This is a genomic window from Pseudonocardia alaniniphila, assembly GCF_022524485.1.
Taxonomy (GTDB): domain Bacteria; phylum Actinomycetota; class Actinomycetes; order Mycobacteriales; family Pseudonocardiaceae; genus Pseudonocardia; species Pseudonocardia alaniniphila.
Genome location: NZ_JAKXMK010000010.1, coordinates 152,068 through 166,333, shown reverse-complemented (window position 1 = coordinate 166,333; position 14,266 = coordinate 152,068). Strand labels below are relative to the sequence as shown.

Below are 14,266 nucleotides of genomic sequence, written 5' to 3'. Positions count from 1 at the left end.
CCTCCTTCGCGTCTTTCAGAGCCCCTCAGCGGGGCCGGGTTCAGTTGTGGTGGTCAGCGGAGGCTGGGTGGTGCCGTCGTCAGGGCGGTCGGTGACCGCCACCATCGCGGGCCGCAGTACGCGGTCGGCGATGCGGTAGCCGGGGCGGAGAACCGCCGAGACCACCGTGACCGTCGGTCCGCCGGACCCGCCGCCCTCGTGCTGCACGGCCTCGTGGACCGACGGGTCGAAGGGCTCGCCCTCCAGCCCGAACGGCTCCAGGCCGAACTTCTGCACGACGGCGACGAGCTTGTCGGCAACCGCCTTGAACGGACCGGTGAGATCGCCGTGCGCCTCGGCGCGGTCCAGGTCGTCGAGCACGGTGAGCAGTTCGGAGACGAACTGCACGCGCGCGCCGACGAGAACGCTCTCGCGATCGCGGTCGACACGCCGCCGGTAGTTGGCGTACTCCGCGCTGACCCGCTGCAGGTCGGCGGTGCGCTCGGCAACCTGGGCGGCGAGCTCCGCGGCCGCGAGGACGTCGGCCGCGCTGTCCGGTGCCGGCGCCTCCGGGGCGGTCCCGGCCGACTCCTCGGCCGGGACGCGAACCTCGCCGGTCTCCGGGTCGATCCGGCGCCGGTTCCGGACCACGACCCGCTCGCCCTCTGCGCCGTTCTCGCTGCGCTCGTTGCGGTGGTCGCGTCCAGTCATGAGACCTCCTCGCTGGCGCTCGTCGGCTGCATTCTCAGAGGTGCTGTGCTGAACGGTGAGCTCGCAAGCTCGCTCACTTCTTGTCCTTGTCCTCGTCGACGATCTCGGCGTCCACGACGTCGTCGTCGGCGCTGTTGCTGCCCTGGGCCTGGCCGCCGTCGGCGCCCGGAGTGGCGGCACCCTCGGCACCCGGCTGCTGGTACAGCGCGGCGCCCATCTTCTGGGACTCGGTGGCGAGCTTCTCCATCGACGACTTGATCGCGTCGGTGTCGGTGCCCTTCAGCGCGGCCTGCGCCTCACCGAGAGCGGCGTTGACGCTGTCCTTGACGTCGGACGGAAGCTTCTCGTCGTTCTCCTTGACGAACTTCTCCGTCTGGTAGACGAGCGACTCGGCCTGGTTGCGGACCTCGGCCTCCTCGCGGCGCTTCTTGTCCTCCTCGGCGTGCTGCTCGGCCTCGCGCATCATCCGGTCGATCTCGTCCTTGCCCAGGGCGGAACCACCGGTGATCGTCATGGCCTGGCTCTTGCCGGTGCCCAGGTCCTTCGCCGACACGTTGACGATGCCGTTGGCGTCGATGTCGAAGGACACCTCGATCTGCGGCACGCCACGCGGGGCCGGCGGCAGGCCCGTCAGCTCGAACATGCCGAGCTTCTTGTTGTAGGACGCGATCTCGCGCTCGCCCTGGAACACCTGGATCTGCACGGACGGCTGGTTGTCGTCGGCCGTCGTGAAGATCTCCGACCGCTTGGTGGGGATCGTGGTGTTGCGCTCGATGAGCTTGGTCATCACGCCACCCTTGGTCTCGATGCCCAGGGACAGCGGGGTGACGTCGAGCAGCAGGACGTCCTTGACCTCACCGCGCAGCACACCGGCCTGCAGGGCGGCGCCCACGGCGACGACCTCGTCCGGGTTGACGCCCTTGTTGGGCTCCTTGCCGCCGGTGAGCTCCTTCACCAGCTCGGTGACGGCCGGCATGCGGGTGGAACCACCCACGAGCACGACGTGGTCGATGTCGCCGACGGAGATGCCGGCGTCCTTCACGACCTGGTTGAACGGCGCACGAGTGCGGTCGAGCAGGTCGGAGGTGATGCGCTGGAACTCGGCCCGCGACAGCGTCTCGTCGAGGAACAGCGGGTTCTTGTCGGCGTCGACCGTGATGTAAGGCAGGTTGATCGTGGCCGTCGACTGGCTCGACAGCTCGATCTTGGCCTTCTCAGCGGCCTCACGCAGCCGCTGCATCGCCATCTTGTCCTTGGTCAGGTCGATGCCCTGGCTGTTCTTGAACTTGTCGACGAGCCAGGTGATGATCCGCTCGTCCCAGTCGTCGCCACCGAGGTGGTTGTCGCCGTTGGTGGCCTTCACCTCGACGACGCCCTCGCCGATCTCCAGCAGCGAGACGTCGAACGTGCCGCCACCGAGGTCGAAGACCAGGATGGTCTGCTCCTTCTCGCCCTTGTCGAGCCCGTACGCCAGAGCGGCGGCGGTGGGCTCGTTGACGATCCGCAGGACGTTGAGGCCCGCGATCTGGCCGGCCTCCTTGGTGGCCTGGCGCTGCGCGTCCTCGAAGTATGCGGGGACGGTGATCACCGCGTCGGTGATCGTCTCGCCCAGGTACGACTCGGCGTCGCGCTTGAGCTTCTGCAGCACGCGCGCGCTGATCTCCTGTGCGGAGTACTTCTTGCCGTCGATGTCCGGCGTGGTCCAGTTGGTGCCGATGTGACGCTTGACCGACCGGATCGTCCGGTCGACGTTCGTCACGGCCTGGTTCTTCGCCGACTGCCCGACGAGCACCTCGCCGTTGCGGGCGAAAGCGACCACGGACGGAGTGGTCCGGGCGCCTTCCGAGTTGGCGATGACCGTCGGCTCGCCACCTTCGAGGACGGCGACGACGGAGTTGGTGGTCCCGAGGTCGATGCCGACCGCACGAGCCATGGTGATTGCCTCCGAGTAGCTTGAGTTCGGTTCGCTCAAGTCTTCCACGGTACCGACCGGGCCAGCGATGCACCCTTGAGTCGGTCCCGCTCAACTTGCTCGTTCCGTCCAACGCGGTTCCCGGCGCGGGTGTTCCCGCCCCGTCGCGCGGAGGCGATCGGCAGCTCCTACAGGGCCTCGGCAGGGCGCGGTTCGATCCGGCCGGCGGAGGCCGGGGGCAGCGGATCGGTCACCGGTGCGAGCACGCGGTGGTTCTCCGGATCGGGCACCACCTGGTCTGCGCTGTCGCGATACTCCAGCTCCCCGTCCGGGCCGAGGTCGGCCACGTAGCCCGCGGCCGCGAGCTGCTCCTCGTCGAGATCGACCAGCAGCTCCCAGCGGCTCGCCACGACGAGGTAGTCGGGCCATGGCAGGTCCCCGTAGGCGTCGTGCAGATCGGCGAGCAGCCCCACGAACACCTGCTGCCAGCGCAACGGCATCGACTGCGCGAGCGACCGCGGCACCACCAGGTAGTCCTCGTTGGCGCCACGGGCAGGCAGATCGAGGTAGTCCTGCAGCGGGGTCGTGGATGCCGGTACGGAGGGTTCGGGTGGCATTGCTACTCCTGCTCTTACGGGGACGCCGGTGAGGACCCTAAGCGCGGTTCGGTGACGTGCCCGGGCGAGTGGCCAGCGGCACGAGCTCCGAATAGTTCCACGGCACGGGCTGCACCCGCACGGATTGCCCGGTGTAGGGCGCCTCCACCATCTGCCCGTTGCCCATGTACAGCATCACGTGATGGATGGTGGACGGGTCGGACGGATCGGTGGCGTAGAAGAGCAGATCCCCCGGCTGCGCCTGCGATACGGGGACGTGACCGCCGGCGTAGAACTGCTGCCGCGACACCCTCGGAAGGTTGATCCCGGCCGACTGGAACGCACGCAGCATCAAGCCGGAGCAGTCGTACGTATTGGGCCCGGTGGCGCCCCAGACGTAGGGCTTCCCGACCTCGTTGAGGGCGAAGGCGATCGCCGCCCCGGCCGCCCCCTGGGGGAGCATCGCCGTCTGCCCGCACCCGGCCGGATCGCTCACGTCGGCCAACTGCTGCACGAGATCGGAGGCCAAGCCCTCCCACTTGGCGTACGCGTCGGGGAAGGCCGAGCGCTGCACGATCTGCGCCGCCACCGTCACCGGCATGTCGGCCCACCCGGGCACGGCGAGGAGCCGCTGGATGAAGATCGTGGTGCTGTACACGGGGTCGGTGACCTGGCTCGGCGCCCCCCATCCCTGCGACGGCCGCTGCTGGAAGAGTCCGAGCGAGTCCCGGTCGCCGTAGTTGATGTTGCGCAGGGTGGACTCCTGCATCGCCGTGGCGAGCGCGACGAGCCAGGCCCGCGGCGGGGCACCCATGTTCCGGGCGGTCTGGATGATGATCGCGGCGTTGCGCCGCTGCTCCTCGCTCAGGTTGCTCGCCCGGATTCCGGGGCTGCCCCCGGCGAGCCCGGCGTCACAGGGCCCGTACGACTGCGGGCGGCCCGCCCCGCTCCCCGTGCTGAACAGGACGAACCCGACTCCGAGGAACAACCCCAGTGCGGCCGCAATCGCGACGAACGGGATGAGGAGCCGCAGCGGCCGGAGCAGGTTCATCGCCGGTCCACGGCCCTCAGGTCCGGTCGTAGCCGGCGACCCGCCAGCCTTCGGTGTCGGTATCGACCACGAGGACGAGCAGGGTGAGCGCGTCCGTGGGCACCGCGACCTGCACCGAACGCGGGGAGACCCGCACCGCGCGCGGCTCCCCCGTGACCCGGGTGGCCGGGATGTTGGCGGGGTCGACGCCGCTGAGCACCCCGAGGTACTCGTCGGTCGTGGTGGACCGCAGCCCGTCGAGCCACTCATCGGTGGTGGTGCCGGACGGCGGCCGAACCCACGCGGCCGACCAGCGGGCCGCCACCGACAGGGCGGCCGCCGGGGCTTGCGACAGCGGCAGGTTCTTCGGCTCGAGCTCCGGCACGGGCGGCAGCGCCGTCGGGGCAGGCGTCAGCGGGACGGCAGGCGATCCCGGGAGCCGTGGCGCCGAGGAAGCCGGGTTCGCGGGCTCCGGGCCGGTGAGCAGGCCGCGCTCGTTCGAGCGGCCGGCGAGCGACGTGACACCGAAGCTGACCCCACCCGCCACCACGACGACCACGATCACCGTGATCACGAGCCGGGCCGGGGACTGCAGTGGCCACTGCCAGATCCCGCGGTAGGCAGCAGCCCGCCCGCGCGGCGACCTAATCGGCACGGCTGGTCCCGCCGCTCGGGCTGTAGGCAACCGGCGCCGAACGCGGCCGGTAGATGCGGTACACCGGGACGCCGTCGACCAGTTCGGCCTGCACCGGACGCGCTCCGCCCGGGCGCAGCGGCACGGAGTCCGGGCGGCGGTAGATCACGCGGTCGTCGACCTCACCGGGATCGGCCCAGCTCGGTGTCGGCCCAGCGGCGCGCGCACCGCTGGGCCCGGCAGGAAGGGCCGGGCGGCGGGCTGCCGGAACGAGTAGGGGAGCAGACGGCACGTCGGACTCCGCGCGCCTGCGCGCCGGCCGGGCGCCCTGCTGGGTGGGGATCCGGATGCCCGGCTCGGCCTCCGGGCGCCCGCCGTCGGGGTACGGGTAGGCCGACGCCGCATCGCGCCGCTCGTTCCACCACCGGGACTGCCGGTCCTCGGTGGGCCCGCCGCGCATGCGCAGCCAGACCCGGGACATCGGACCGGAGCCTGCACCCGGCACGATCCCACCGAACTGGTCGCGGGTGAGCGACACCATCGACACGAGCCGCCGGAACGGCCGGGCCACAGCCCAGAGGACCACCGTGACCACGCCCGTGACGAGCAGCCCGAGCCAGAGATCGACACCGCTGCCGGGACGGAACAGCGACACCACCAGCAGCGCGTGGAGCCCGGCCAGTGCCCCCACGACCAGTGTGTTGACGATCGCCGCGCCTGCGACGCGGAGCACCGCCGGGAGGATGTCGGGCTTGAGCACGGCCACCACGGCGACCGCGGGCGCGGTCATCACCAGAAGCCGCAGCAACAGCATCGCGACCAGCACGAGCACCTTGGACAGCAGCTGGAACAGCGCGATGCACAGCGCCTGCACCACTGCCAGCAGCCCGGCCCCGATGCGGCTCCCGGACGTGCCCTGGAAATAGGAGTACCGGTCGCCCATGCGGCCCGCGAGCGCGGCGAAGTCGGCCTTCTTCTGCTCGGCGAGCTGCACCGTGTCGCGGCCTTCGGCGACCTCGGGCTTCGTGAACGTCTGGGCGCGCAGCAGGTCGCGCCCCAGCTCCTTCGCCTGTGGCACATCGGGCGAGCCGAACTCGCCGCGCAACCAGTTCTGGTAGATCACCTGGTCGACCAGCACGGTCGGCAGGGTGTCCCGGTCGCCGAGCCCGACCTGGCCGAGGAAGCCCTGCTGCATGTCGGTGACCCCGTTGAGCAGCAGGGGGTCGGCTGCCTTCGCCCAGTCGACCGGAGCGAGGTAGGCCGCCGAGCCGATGAGGAGGGCGAGCGCCGCGAACCCGGCGCGCTGCGTCTGTCTTGCGAGGTCCCCGCGCAGCGCGAGCACGAGCAGCAGCACCGCGAGGATGAGCAGCACCGGGCCGATGAACGTGGTGAACACGGCCTGGTACATCGCGCGGGTGCCATCGCTGATCAGCTGGTCGAGCGGGGCGAGCACCTCTCCACCGTCGGCGATCAGGTAGTGGGCCCAGTTGACCCCGGCGACGAGGAACTTCGCGACGTTGAAGGTCTGGTTGCCCAGCCAGGTGTCGGTGCTGGTGGCCGGGTTGACGACCGCGCCTGCGCAGCCGAGGTCGTAGTTGTGCCAGACGAGGCCCGCGTACCCGACCTCGTCGTAGACGCTGCCGGGCTCACCCACCCCGTAGGTCGGCGGATCGAGCGAACCGACCAGTCCGGTGCCAGGACGGTCCGGCTCGGGCGATTCCTTGCAGTCCAGCGACTGCGCGAAGGCAGGCGACCCGATCAGCACCGAGCCCGCGACGAGACCGACGACGATCCCGAGGGCCACCCGGCGACGCGGCCGGACGTCACCACGCCTGCGACGGCGCCGGCGTCGAAGGTCGACCAGGACGGCTGCGCCCAGCACCAGCGCCACCGGCAGCCAGGCTGCGACCGGTGGAGGCCCCCCGGGCATCACCGACGGGCCTCCCCGACCGCCCGGACACGCTCCTGGCCCTGGCCGGCGGAATGTCCGCCGCCGTTGTCGTCGGTGGGGTGGCGGTCGTCGCCACCGCTGTCGGCGTCGCCGAGGAGATCGAGCTCCTCGTCGTCGAGGAGTTCGTTGACCGCGCCACGGGTGGAGCCGGTGGTCGGCCGGTTCACCGTGAGCAGCTCGTCAGGATCGTCGACGTCGGCGAACTCGTCGTCGAGGTCGTCGCCGAGCATCACGTGGTCACGTTCGCGCCCGGGAGCGGGGCGGAGCATGTGGGGCGGCACGGCGGAGCCGCGAGGAGCGGGCTCGTCGGGAGCGCGGACCGCGGCAGCGCTGCGGCCCGACACGGCGCGGGTGGCCACCCTGCTGGCGTCGGGGTTGGTGTCGAGAGCCTCACGGACGTGTTCGAGGTGCGGCGCCTCGAGGTCGATCCGGATCTTCTCCACGCCACCGTGCCCATCGGCGAAGATGAACTGGCGCGGCGTGTCGTCGGGCCGGTCGTCGTGGCGGGGCCGTGGCGACAGCGTGCCGAGCATCTGCTCGTACCCCACGTCGGTGGGCACCTTCAGCAGGCGCAGTGCCTCGCCCTGCGCCTCCTCGTCGTCGGTACGCCCGACGAACACGGCGTTGACCAGCGAGGCGAACCCGGACACCCGCAGAAGGTCGCCGGCGAGCTGCGAAGCGAACAGCGCGCGGACGTTGAACTTCCGGGAGTCGCGGGCAAGCCGGTCGATGAGCACCTTGCCCGTGGGCACCTGGGACAGGAAGTGGGTCTCGTCGAGCGCCACTCCCTTGCGGAGGTTGCGGTCGGCGTCGTAGATCGTGCGCTGGGTGAGCCAGGACGCCAGGTTGAGCAGCTCGACGGCGAGGGACTCACCGTCGGTCCACTCCTCCCGTGGACTGCCGGGCCGCGGCAGCGTCATCCCCTGCATGGTGAGGACGGTGAGCCGGTAGTCCCGCTCGGCGTGCCACGGGTCGTCGCGGGAGGTGTCGGGGAACAGCAGCGCCGCCTGGGGAAGCTCGCGGCGCTCCTCCAGGAAGTCGGCCACCACCCCGGCGTGCTCCTCGCCCTCGCGTGCGTGCCTGCGCAGCGCGTCGATCACCTGGCCAGGGTGCCGGTCGGTGGCGCCACCGACCTCCCGCACCGCGCGGAGCAGCACGATGCGGGTGTGCGGGAGCCGCGACACGTCGTAGGGCAGCAGCCCCGTGAGCACGTCCAGGACGAGCCGTCGTCGCGTGGCCGCGGCGAGGGAGCGCTCACGGCGCCACGCCCGCTCGGGATCCTCCTCGTCGGCGAAGTGGTCGGCGCGTGGTTCGGCGACCACCCGGTACGGGTTGAGGATGCCGGGGTCGGCACGAAGGAGGTTGATGTGCCGGGAGAACGGGGCGAGCTCGGGTAGCCGGGTGAGCTCGGCGAGCGGGCCCGACGGGTCGAGCACCGTCCACCGTGCACCGGAGCGCAGTGTCTTGTAGACGATCAGGCCGGTGAGGAAGGACTTGCCCGATCCCAGCCCGCCGACCACGGCGGTGAGCCCGGAGGCCCGGCGCACCTCCTGTGCGAGCCAGGGGTCCCACGCCACCGGACGCCGGGTGGCCGTGCAGGTCTCGCCGATCATGATGCCGCGCCGGTCGCCGACCGACGCGGTGGCGGCGGGAACGGCGGACGCCGCCCACGTGACCGAACCGCGCCGCCGGTAGGCAGTGGACGCGAGCGGCTCGCCGGGGATGAACTCACGGGCGAAGCGGTACTGCGCCTCCGGGTGCTCGATCTGCACCTTCGGCCGGTAGACGTCGAGCACCTGCTGTGCCCGGCTCACCGCCTCCGCCTCGTCCTTGCCCGCCACGGCGATACGCCACCAGCCGTAGAGGCGGGTGTTGAGCTGGGTGAGCCCGGTGGTCAGCTCGTCCTCGACCTCCAGCACGCGGTCGGCCTGGCGGGCCAGCGACATCGGCGGATCGAGGTCGTGGTCGTGCGTGTAGTGCCGGATCTGGCTGCGGACCTTGCCCATCTGTCGCTGCAGCTCGCCGGCCACCTCCTCGGGGCGCCGGACGTAGATGCGCGCCGACCAGTCCACCGGGAACGGGAGCCGGTCGGAATGCTGCATCCACGGGTCGTCGACCTCGGGGATGCGCAGCCCCTCCATCAACCCGAGCGACAGCACGGCGACGTTGCGGGAGACGGTCTGCGTGCGTAGCCGGCCGATCACCCGGACCGTGGGCGCGTAGGGCTCCTGGTACATCTCGACGCCGTCGGTGAACGCGGCGAGGTCCTCGGTCTCCCAGCGCGTGACACCGCCGGGCACCACCGAGAGGGTGCGCGGAGCGGGCAGGCCCAGCGAACACGAGCGATGCATGAGCCACGCGATGTCGTCGGCCGAGGCAGGCACGGCGTCCAGCCCGCTGCCCGCCACGAGCGAGTCGAGGTGGCCGACCTCGGTGGCCAGCGCCGCGAGCTCGGCACGCACCGCGGCGGGCGCGACCTTGCCCAGCACCGGCGCGGCACGCTCCACCCAGCGGTCGAGCATCCCCCGCCCGGAGACCTCGATGCCGAGGAAGACCTCCTTGTCCGACATCGACAGTCCCATGAGGTGCCGCTGCTCACCCTCGAGGAACCCGTCCCAGCCCAGGGCACCGGCGACGTCGGGCAGGCGGCCCATCGCGTTGTGGTCGAACGACTCCGCCCACATGTGCACGGGGTAAGGCCGCGTGGTGACGCGCAGGTGCAGCCAGCGGCCCTGCAGCTCCCCGAGCTGCGCGGCGATCTGGCGGATCAGCACCTCGCGCTGGGAGTCGCTGCGGAAGCTCCAGGCCTGGGCCGAGAGCCGGTACCAGGCCATCACCTGGGTACCGGTGCGTGTCAGGTGGCCCTCGATCGACCGCAGCGCGATCTCGGGCACGTACTTGGGCAGACCCGACTCGCCCGCCAGCGCACGTCCGCGACGCCTGCCTCGCTGTCTCTCCAGGGGAGTCCTGTCACGACGGGCGTCACGTCGCGCCACGTGCCCGTCCCTTCCCACGCCCGGCCGCCGCACGGCCCTTCGCGCGGCCCGTGGTTCTGCCCGTGGTCCGGGCAGGCTGCCGGGAACCGCGGTCTGCCGACGACTTGCGGGGCCGGACGACCGGACCGACGCGCACGTGCTCGGAGCGGACCTCGCCACCCCCGATGGCCGTGCGCGCTCTCGGTCCGGTGATCTCGTGACGGAAGAGCTCCACAACCTGCCCGAGGGGTCGTTCGTAGTTGATGCGCTTGCCGATGAAACGGGTGACGACGATGGTGATCACGAGCGCCCACGCGACGGAGAAGAAGTCGAGCCCGATGCCGACCCGCCGTTGCAGGAACATGACGCCGATCATGACGAGGAGGCCGACGCCGTAGCTGACGTAGCGCGCACGCCACGGGAACGTGGCCCGCGGCGGACCCAGCCAGACGGAATCGACGCGGTAGATCTCGTCGTCGGTGCGAACGAGCAACTGGTCACCCGACGAGGAGGCTTGCGAGGAAATTACCGATCTGCGGGCCGTTGCCCGAGACGGCGATTCCGAGGGCGACCAGACCGATCAGGAGCCCGACGCTGCGCCGGGCCACGCCGGCGTTGTCGCCCCGCCCGCCGATCCATAGAAGGATGATTGCGATAGCGAGCAGTACGAGTGGGACGATATTGTTCTGGATCCACCCTTGAAGACCGGTGGTGCTCAGGCTCTCCTGCGCGTACAGCGCAAGCACCTCTGGTCCGGTCATACGGCTCCTCCTTGCGGCGCTACCCACCCGAGGCTGCCCGTTCCAGACCCCCCGAGCTCGTGGATACCCGAACGTGTGGACTCAGCTATCCCGCGTTGAGTAGACCATGCTGACCAGCCGGAGCATAGTAGGTCGCCCGCACGGCGGTCATGAGGTTGCACCAAGTGCCACCGACACCGCCGACAGGGTGACTGACCAGGGCTTTGTTGGTGGTCCGACTATCTGTACCGATCGAGTGATGGTCCATCAGAAACGGGCACTGTGAGCAGCACTTTCTCGTCATCACGTGGTGGATCGCACAAGTCGTTACCGGCCGGTAAGTTAGCCCTGAACGGCCCTATCGTTCCCGGTGGCGAGTAGGGGCCAGCGGTCTACCCTGCTCGCGGGCGGCCCGCGGCCCCCGCCCGCCGCGCCAGCCCTGGGAGGAAGACTGTGGTTGTCAGACTGGTCATCGGACTGGCCATGACAGTGGCCGCCCTGGCGGTGTCCGGCCGCCGGGCGTTCTGGCTCTATCGCCTGATCATGTCCGGTCAGCCGGCCCACGACCGCAAGGACGAGCTCGGCGCGCGGCTGCGAGCCCAGCTCGTCGAGGTCTTCGGGCAGCGCAAGTTGCTGCGATGGTCGGTGCCCGGATTGGCCCACTTCTTCACGTTCTGGGCTTTCGTGATCTTGATCACGGTCTACATCGAGGCGTACGGGGCGCTGTTCGACCACGACTTCCACATCCCGCTCATCGGACGTTCCCCGGTGCTCGGGTTCCTGCAGGACTTCATCGCCGCTGCCGCCCTGATCTCCCTCGTCGTCTTCTCCGTGATCCGGCTGCGCAACGCCCCGGAGCGCGAGGCGCGGGCCTCCCGGTTCTACGGCTCCCACACCGGCGGCGCGTGGCTGATCCTCTTCATGATCTTCAACGTGCTGTGGACGCTGTTCTTCTTCCGCGGCGCGTCCTCCGCGCTCGGCGTCTTCCCCTACACCTCAGGGGCGTTCGTCTCGATCGGCGTCGGCCACCTGTTCGGCGGACTGTCGACGGGCACGCTCGAGGTGATCGAGAGCGTCGGGCTGCTCCTGCACATCGGCGTGATGCTCGCCTTCACGGTGATCATCGCCTACAGCAAGCACCTGCACATCTTCGTCGCGCCGATCAACGTCTCGGCCAAGCGGCTGCCCAAGGCGCTGGGCCCGCTGCCGGTCATGGAGTCGGGCGGCAAGCCGATCGACTTCGAGGATCCGGGCGAGGACGACGTGTTCGGCCGCGGCAAGATCGAGGACTTCACCTGGAAGGGCATGCTCGACTTCGCGACGTGCACCGAGTGCGGTCGCTGCCAGAGCCAGTGCCCGGCATGGAACACCGGCAAGCCGCTCTCGCCGAAGCTCGTGATCATGGACCTGCGCGACCACCTGCTCGCCAAGGCGCCGTACATCATCGGCGGCAAGGAGGTGCCCGAGGGCGGGTCGCTGGAGCTCGCGGGTGAGGAGCGCGGACACGCCGTCCCCGAGGCGGGCTTCCCCCGCGTGCCCGGCTCCGGGCCCGAGCAGGCGCTGCGCCCGCTGGTCGGCACGCTGGAGCAGGGCGGCGTGATCGACCCGGACGTGCTGTGGTCCTGCACCACGTGCGGCGCGTGCGTCGAGCAGTGCCCGGTGGACATCGAGCACGTCGACCACATCGTCGACATGCGCCGCAACCAGGTGCTCATCGAGTCGGAGTTCCCCTCCGAGCTCGGCGTGCTGTTCCGCAACCTGGAGAACAAGGGCAACCCCTGGGGGCAGAACGCCAAGGACCGGCTCGACTGGACCAAGAGTCTCGACTTCGAGGTGCCCGTCTTCGGTGCTGATGGGTCGGGCGAGCTGTCCGCCGACACCGAGTACCTGTTCTGGGTCGGCTGTGCGGGTGCATTCGACGACAACGCCAAGAAGACGGTGCGGGCCACCGCGGAGCTGCTGCACCGGGCCGGCGTCGGCTACGTCGTGCTGGGGCCGGAGGAGAGCTGCACCGGCGACCCTGCCCGCCGCTCGGGCAACGAGTTCCTGTTCCAGATGCTCGCCCAGCAGAACGTCGAGGTCCTCAACGCGGTGTTCGAGGGTCGCGAGCCGGGCACCCGGAAGATCGTCACCACCTGCCCGCACTGCCTCAACACGCTCGGCCGGGAGTACCCGCAGCTGGACGGGCACTACGAGGTGGTGCACCACACCCAGCTGCTCAACAAGCTGGTGCGCGAGGGCAAGCTCGTCCCGGTCGCCGCGCCCGACGGGGCGTTGACCGACGTCACCTACCACGACCCGTGCTACCTGGGCCGGCACAACGAGATCTACGAGGAGCCGCGGGAGCTCGTCGGGGCCGCGGGCGTGAAGCTCAACGAGATGCCCCGGCACGCCGACCGGTCCTTCTGCTGCGGCGCAGGCGGCGCCCGCATGTGGATGGAGGAGAAGATCGGGAAGCGCGTCAACCTCGAACGCGTGGACGAGGCGCTCGGCACCGGCGCGGAGAAGATCGCCACCGGCTGCCCGTTCTGCCGCGTGATGTTCTCCGACGGCCTGACCCAGCGCCAGAGCGAGGACAAGGGCGCGGGCGTCGAGATCCTCGACGTCTCCCAGATGCTGCTCGCCTCGGTGCGGCGTGGCGACGCGACGGCCGCCGACACCAACGGTTCGGTGGACGCCGTCGGTGCGGGCTCGGCCCGTGACTCGGCGAACGGCGCGGCCACCAACGGCGCCGAGCCGAAGAGTGCGCGACCTGAGGGCGCTGCCTCGCAAGAGTCCGGCTCGGGCGGGGACTGACCAGCCGCTACGCCGTGACCGCGCTCAGCAGGGACGGAAGCCGGTCACGACGTAGCGGGACGGCGCCACGGGCCCGATGGTGAAGTGGCCGAGCTGCGGCCCTGCCTGCGCACCCGAACCCCAGCTCATGTTGCACGCGTCGGCCTCGATCCCCGTGGCGGTGGACACCGACGGGATCTCGGCCTGGGAGTACCGGATGCGGTCCGACACGAGAGCCGCGAGCGCCATCACCGCGGCTGCGCAGTCGGGCTGCCCGACCGACGCGGCGAAGGGCGTGCGGGCCGGCTCGCTCAGCAGGTTGTCGCAGACGGCGCCCGGACTGCCCATGGCGATCCGGTTGAGCAGCGACGGCAACACGCTCTGCGGCCGCGGTGCGCCCTGATCAGCTCTGTTCTGCTGCTGCGTGATCTCATACGACGCAGCGGCCTGCTGCCCCTGCTGGAGATCGGTCACCGCGAAACCGATGCCGGTGATCAGGCACAGCACGGCGCCCGCTGCCGCAAGCCGCCAGGCCGGCAGCCGGACGAGCCCCGCGATCAGCACCCCGATGCTCGCCGCGAGCGCCCATGCCCAGGGGCCGGTGCTCATCGTCAGCCCGACGACGACCACCAGGCCCGCGAGGGGCAGGTCCCATCCACGCAGCAGTCCGTCCAGCCGCAGTATCCGCAGGACGATGAGCGCTCCGAGCCCTGCCAGCCAGGGGATCCACGACAGTCCCGAGAACGGCCACAGCAGCAGGGCAGCGGCGAGGATGGCGAGGCCGGCAGCACCTCGCCGCGAGCGGGCGAGCCGGCGCCACTCGAACCGCGGGCGGGCGGGCGGCCCGGGAGGCGGAGCGGCAGGCGGGGGTTCGGAGACGGCCGGTGGGGGAGCCTGCGGACGCGCCGCGGGCAGCCACGGAGGCGGGGTGGGACGTCGCGGATCCATCGGTACCGGAATCTA

The 14,266-nt window shown here is 70.6% G+C and carries 11 protein-coding genes; 1 reads left to right on the top strand and 10 read right to left on the bottom strand.

Annotation, left to right across the window (positions count from 1 at the left end):
* Positions 1-15: 15 nt before the first annotated feature.
* The 9 genes from grpE to MMF94_RS13165 all read right to left on the bottom strand — a co-directional run bounded on the left by grpE (position 16) and on the right by MMF94_RS13165 (position 10,549).
* Entirely contained in the window at positions 16-690 is a 675-nt protein-coding gene (gene grpE, locus MMF94_RS13205) for a nucleotide exchange factor GrpE (RefSeq protein WP_241036664.1), read from the bottom strand.
* A gap of 73 nt (positions 691-763) precedes the next feature.
* Positions 764-2,623, bottom strand: coding sequence for a molecular chaperone DnaK (dnaK, locus tag MMF94_RS13200; RefSeq protein ID WP_241036782.1), 1,860 nt, complete (start codon positions 2,621-2,623; stop codon positions 764-766).
* A 167-nt stretch (positions 2,624-2,790) separates the two neighbouring features.
* Complete coding sequence (locus tag MMF94_RS13195) at positions 2,791-3,219, bottom strand: hypothetical protein (protein ID WP_241036663.1); 429 nt, start codon at positions 3,217-3,219, stop codon at positions 2,791-2,793.
* Positions 3,220-3,256: 37 nt separating this feature from the next.
* Positions 3,257-4,249 carry a C40 family peptidase gene (locus MMF94_RS13190; protein ID WP_241036662.1) on the bottom strand — a complete coding sequence of 331 codons (993 nt, stop codon included), beginning with the start codon at positions 4,247-4,249 and terminating at the stop codon, positions 3,257-3,259.
* Between the two features lie 16 nt (positions 4,250-4,265).
* On the bottom strand, positions 4,266-4,883 hold the full coding sequence (locus MMF94_RS13185) for a hypothetical protein (protein WP_241036661.1): 618 nt from the start codon (positions 4,881-4,883) through the stop codon (positions 4,266-4,268).
* Positions 4,873-6,792, bottom strand: a complete 1,920-nt coding sequence (locus MMF94_RS13180; RefSeq protein ID WP_241036660.1) for a hypothetical protein — start codon at positions 6,790-6,792, stop codon at positions 4,873-4,875. Before MMF94_RS13180 ends, MMF94_RS13185 begins: the two co-directional genes overlap by 11 nt.
* The gene (locus tag MMF94_RS13175; RefSeq protein ID WP_241036659.1) at positions 6,792-9,809 is read right to left on the bottom strand and encodes an ATP-binding protein; all 3,018 of its coding nucleotides are present in this window, start codon (positions 9,807-9,809) and stop codon (positions 6,792-6,794) included. Before MMF94_RS13175 ends, MMF94_RS13180 begins: the two co-directional genes overlap by 1 nt.
* Positions 9,796-10,281: a hypothetical protein gene (locus MMF94_RS13170; protein WP_241036658.1), complete on the bottom strand. Its 486-nt coding sequence runs from the start codon at positions 10,279-10,281 to the stop codon at positions 9,796-9,798. Before MMF94_RS13170 ends, MMF94_RS13175 begins: the two co-directional genes overlap by 14 nt.
* A 4-nt stretch (positions 10,282-10,285) precedes the next feature.
* Positions 10,286-10,549 (bottom strand): hypothetical protein, encoded by a 264-nt coding sequence (locus MMF94_RS13165; protein WP_241036657.1) that lies wholly within the window; start codon positions 10,547-10,549, stop codon positions 10,286-10,288.
* Between the two features lie 432 nt (positions 10,550-10,981).
* Between MMF94_RS13165 and MMF94_RS13160 the strand changes: the two genes are divergently transcribed.
* Positions 10,982-13,324: a (Fe-S)-binding protein gene (locus tag MMF94_RS13160; RefSeq protein WP_241036656.1), complete on the top strand. Its 2,343-nt coding sequence runs from the start codon at positions 10,982-10,984 to the stop codon at positions 13,322-13,324.
* Between the two features lie 24 nt (positions 13,325-13,348).
* On the opposite strand, the gene MMF94_RS13155 is transcribed toward MMF94_RS13160, so the two are convergent.
* On the bottom strand, positions 13,349-14,251 hold the full coding sequence (locus tag MMF94_RS13155; protein ID WP_241036655.1) for a hypothetical protein: 903 nt from the start codon (positions 14,249-14,251) through the stop codon (positions 13,349-13,351).
* Between the last annotated feature and the right edge of the window lie 15 nt (positions 14,252-14,266).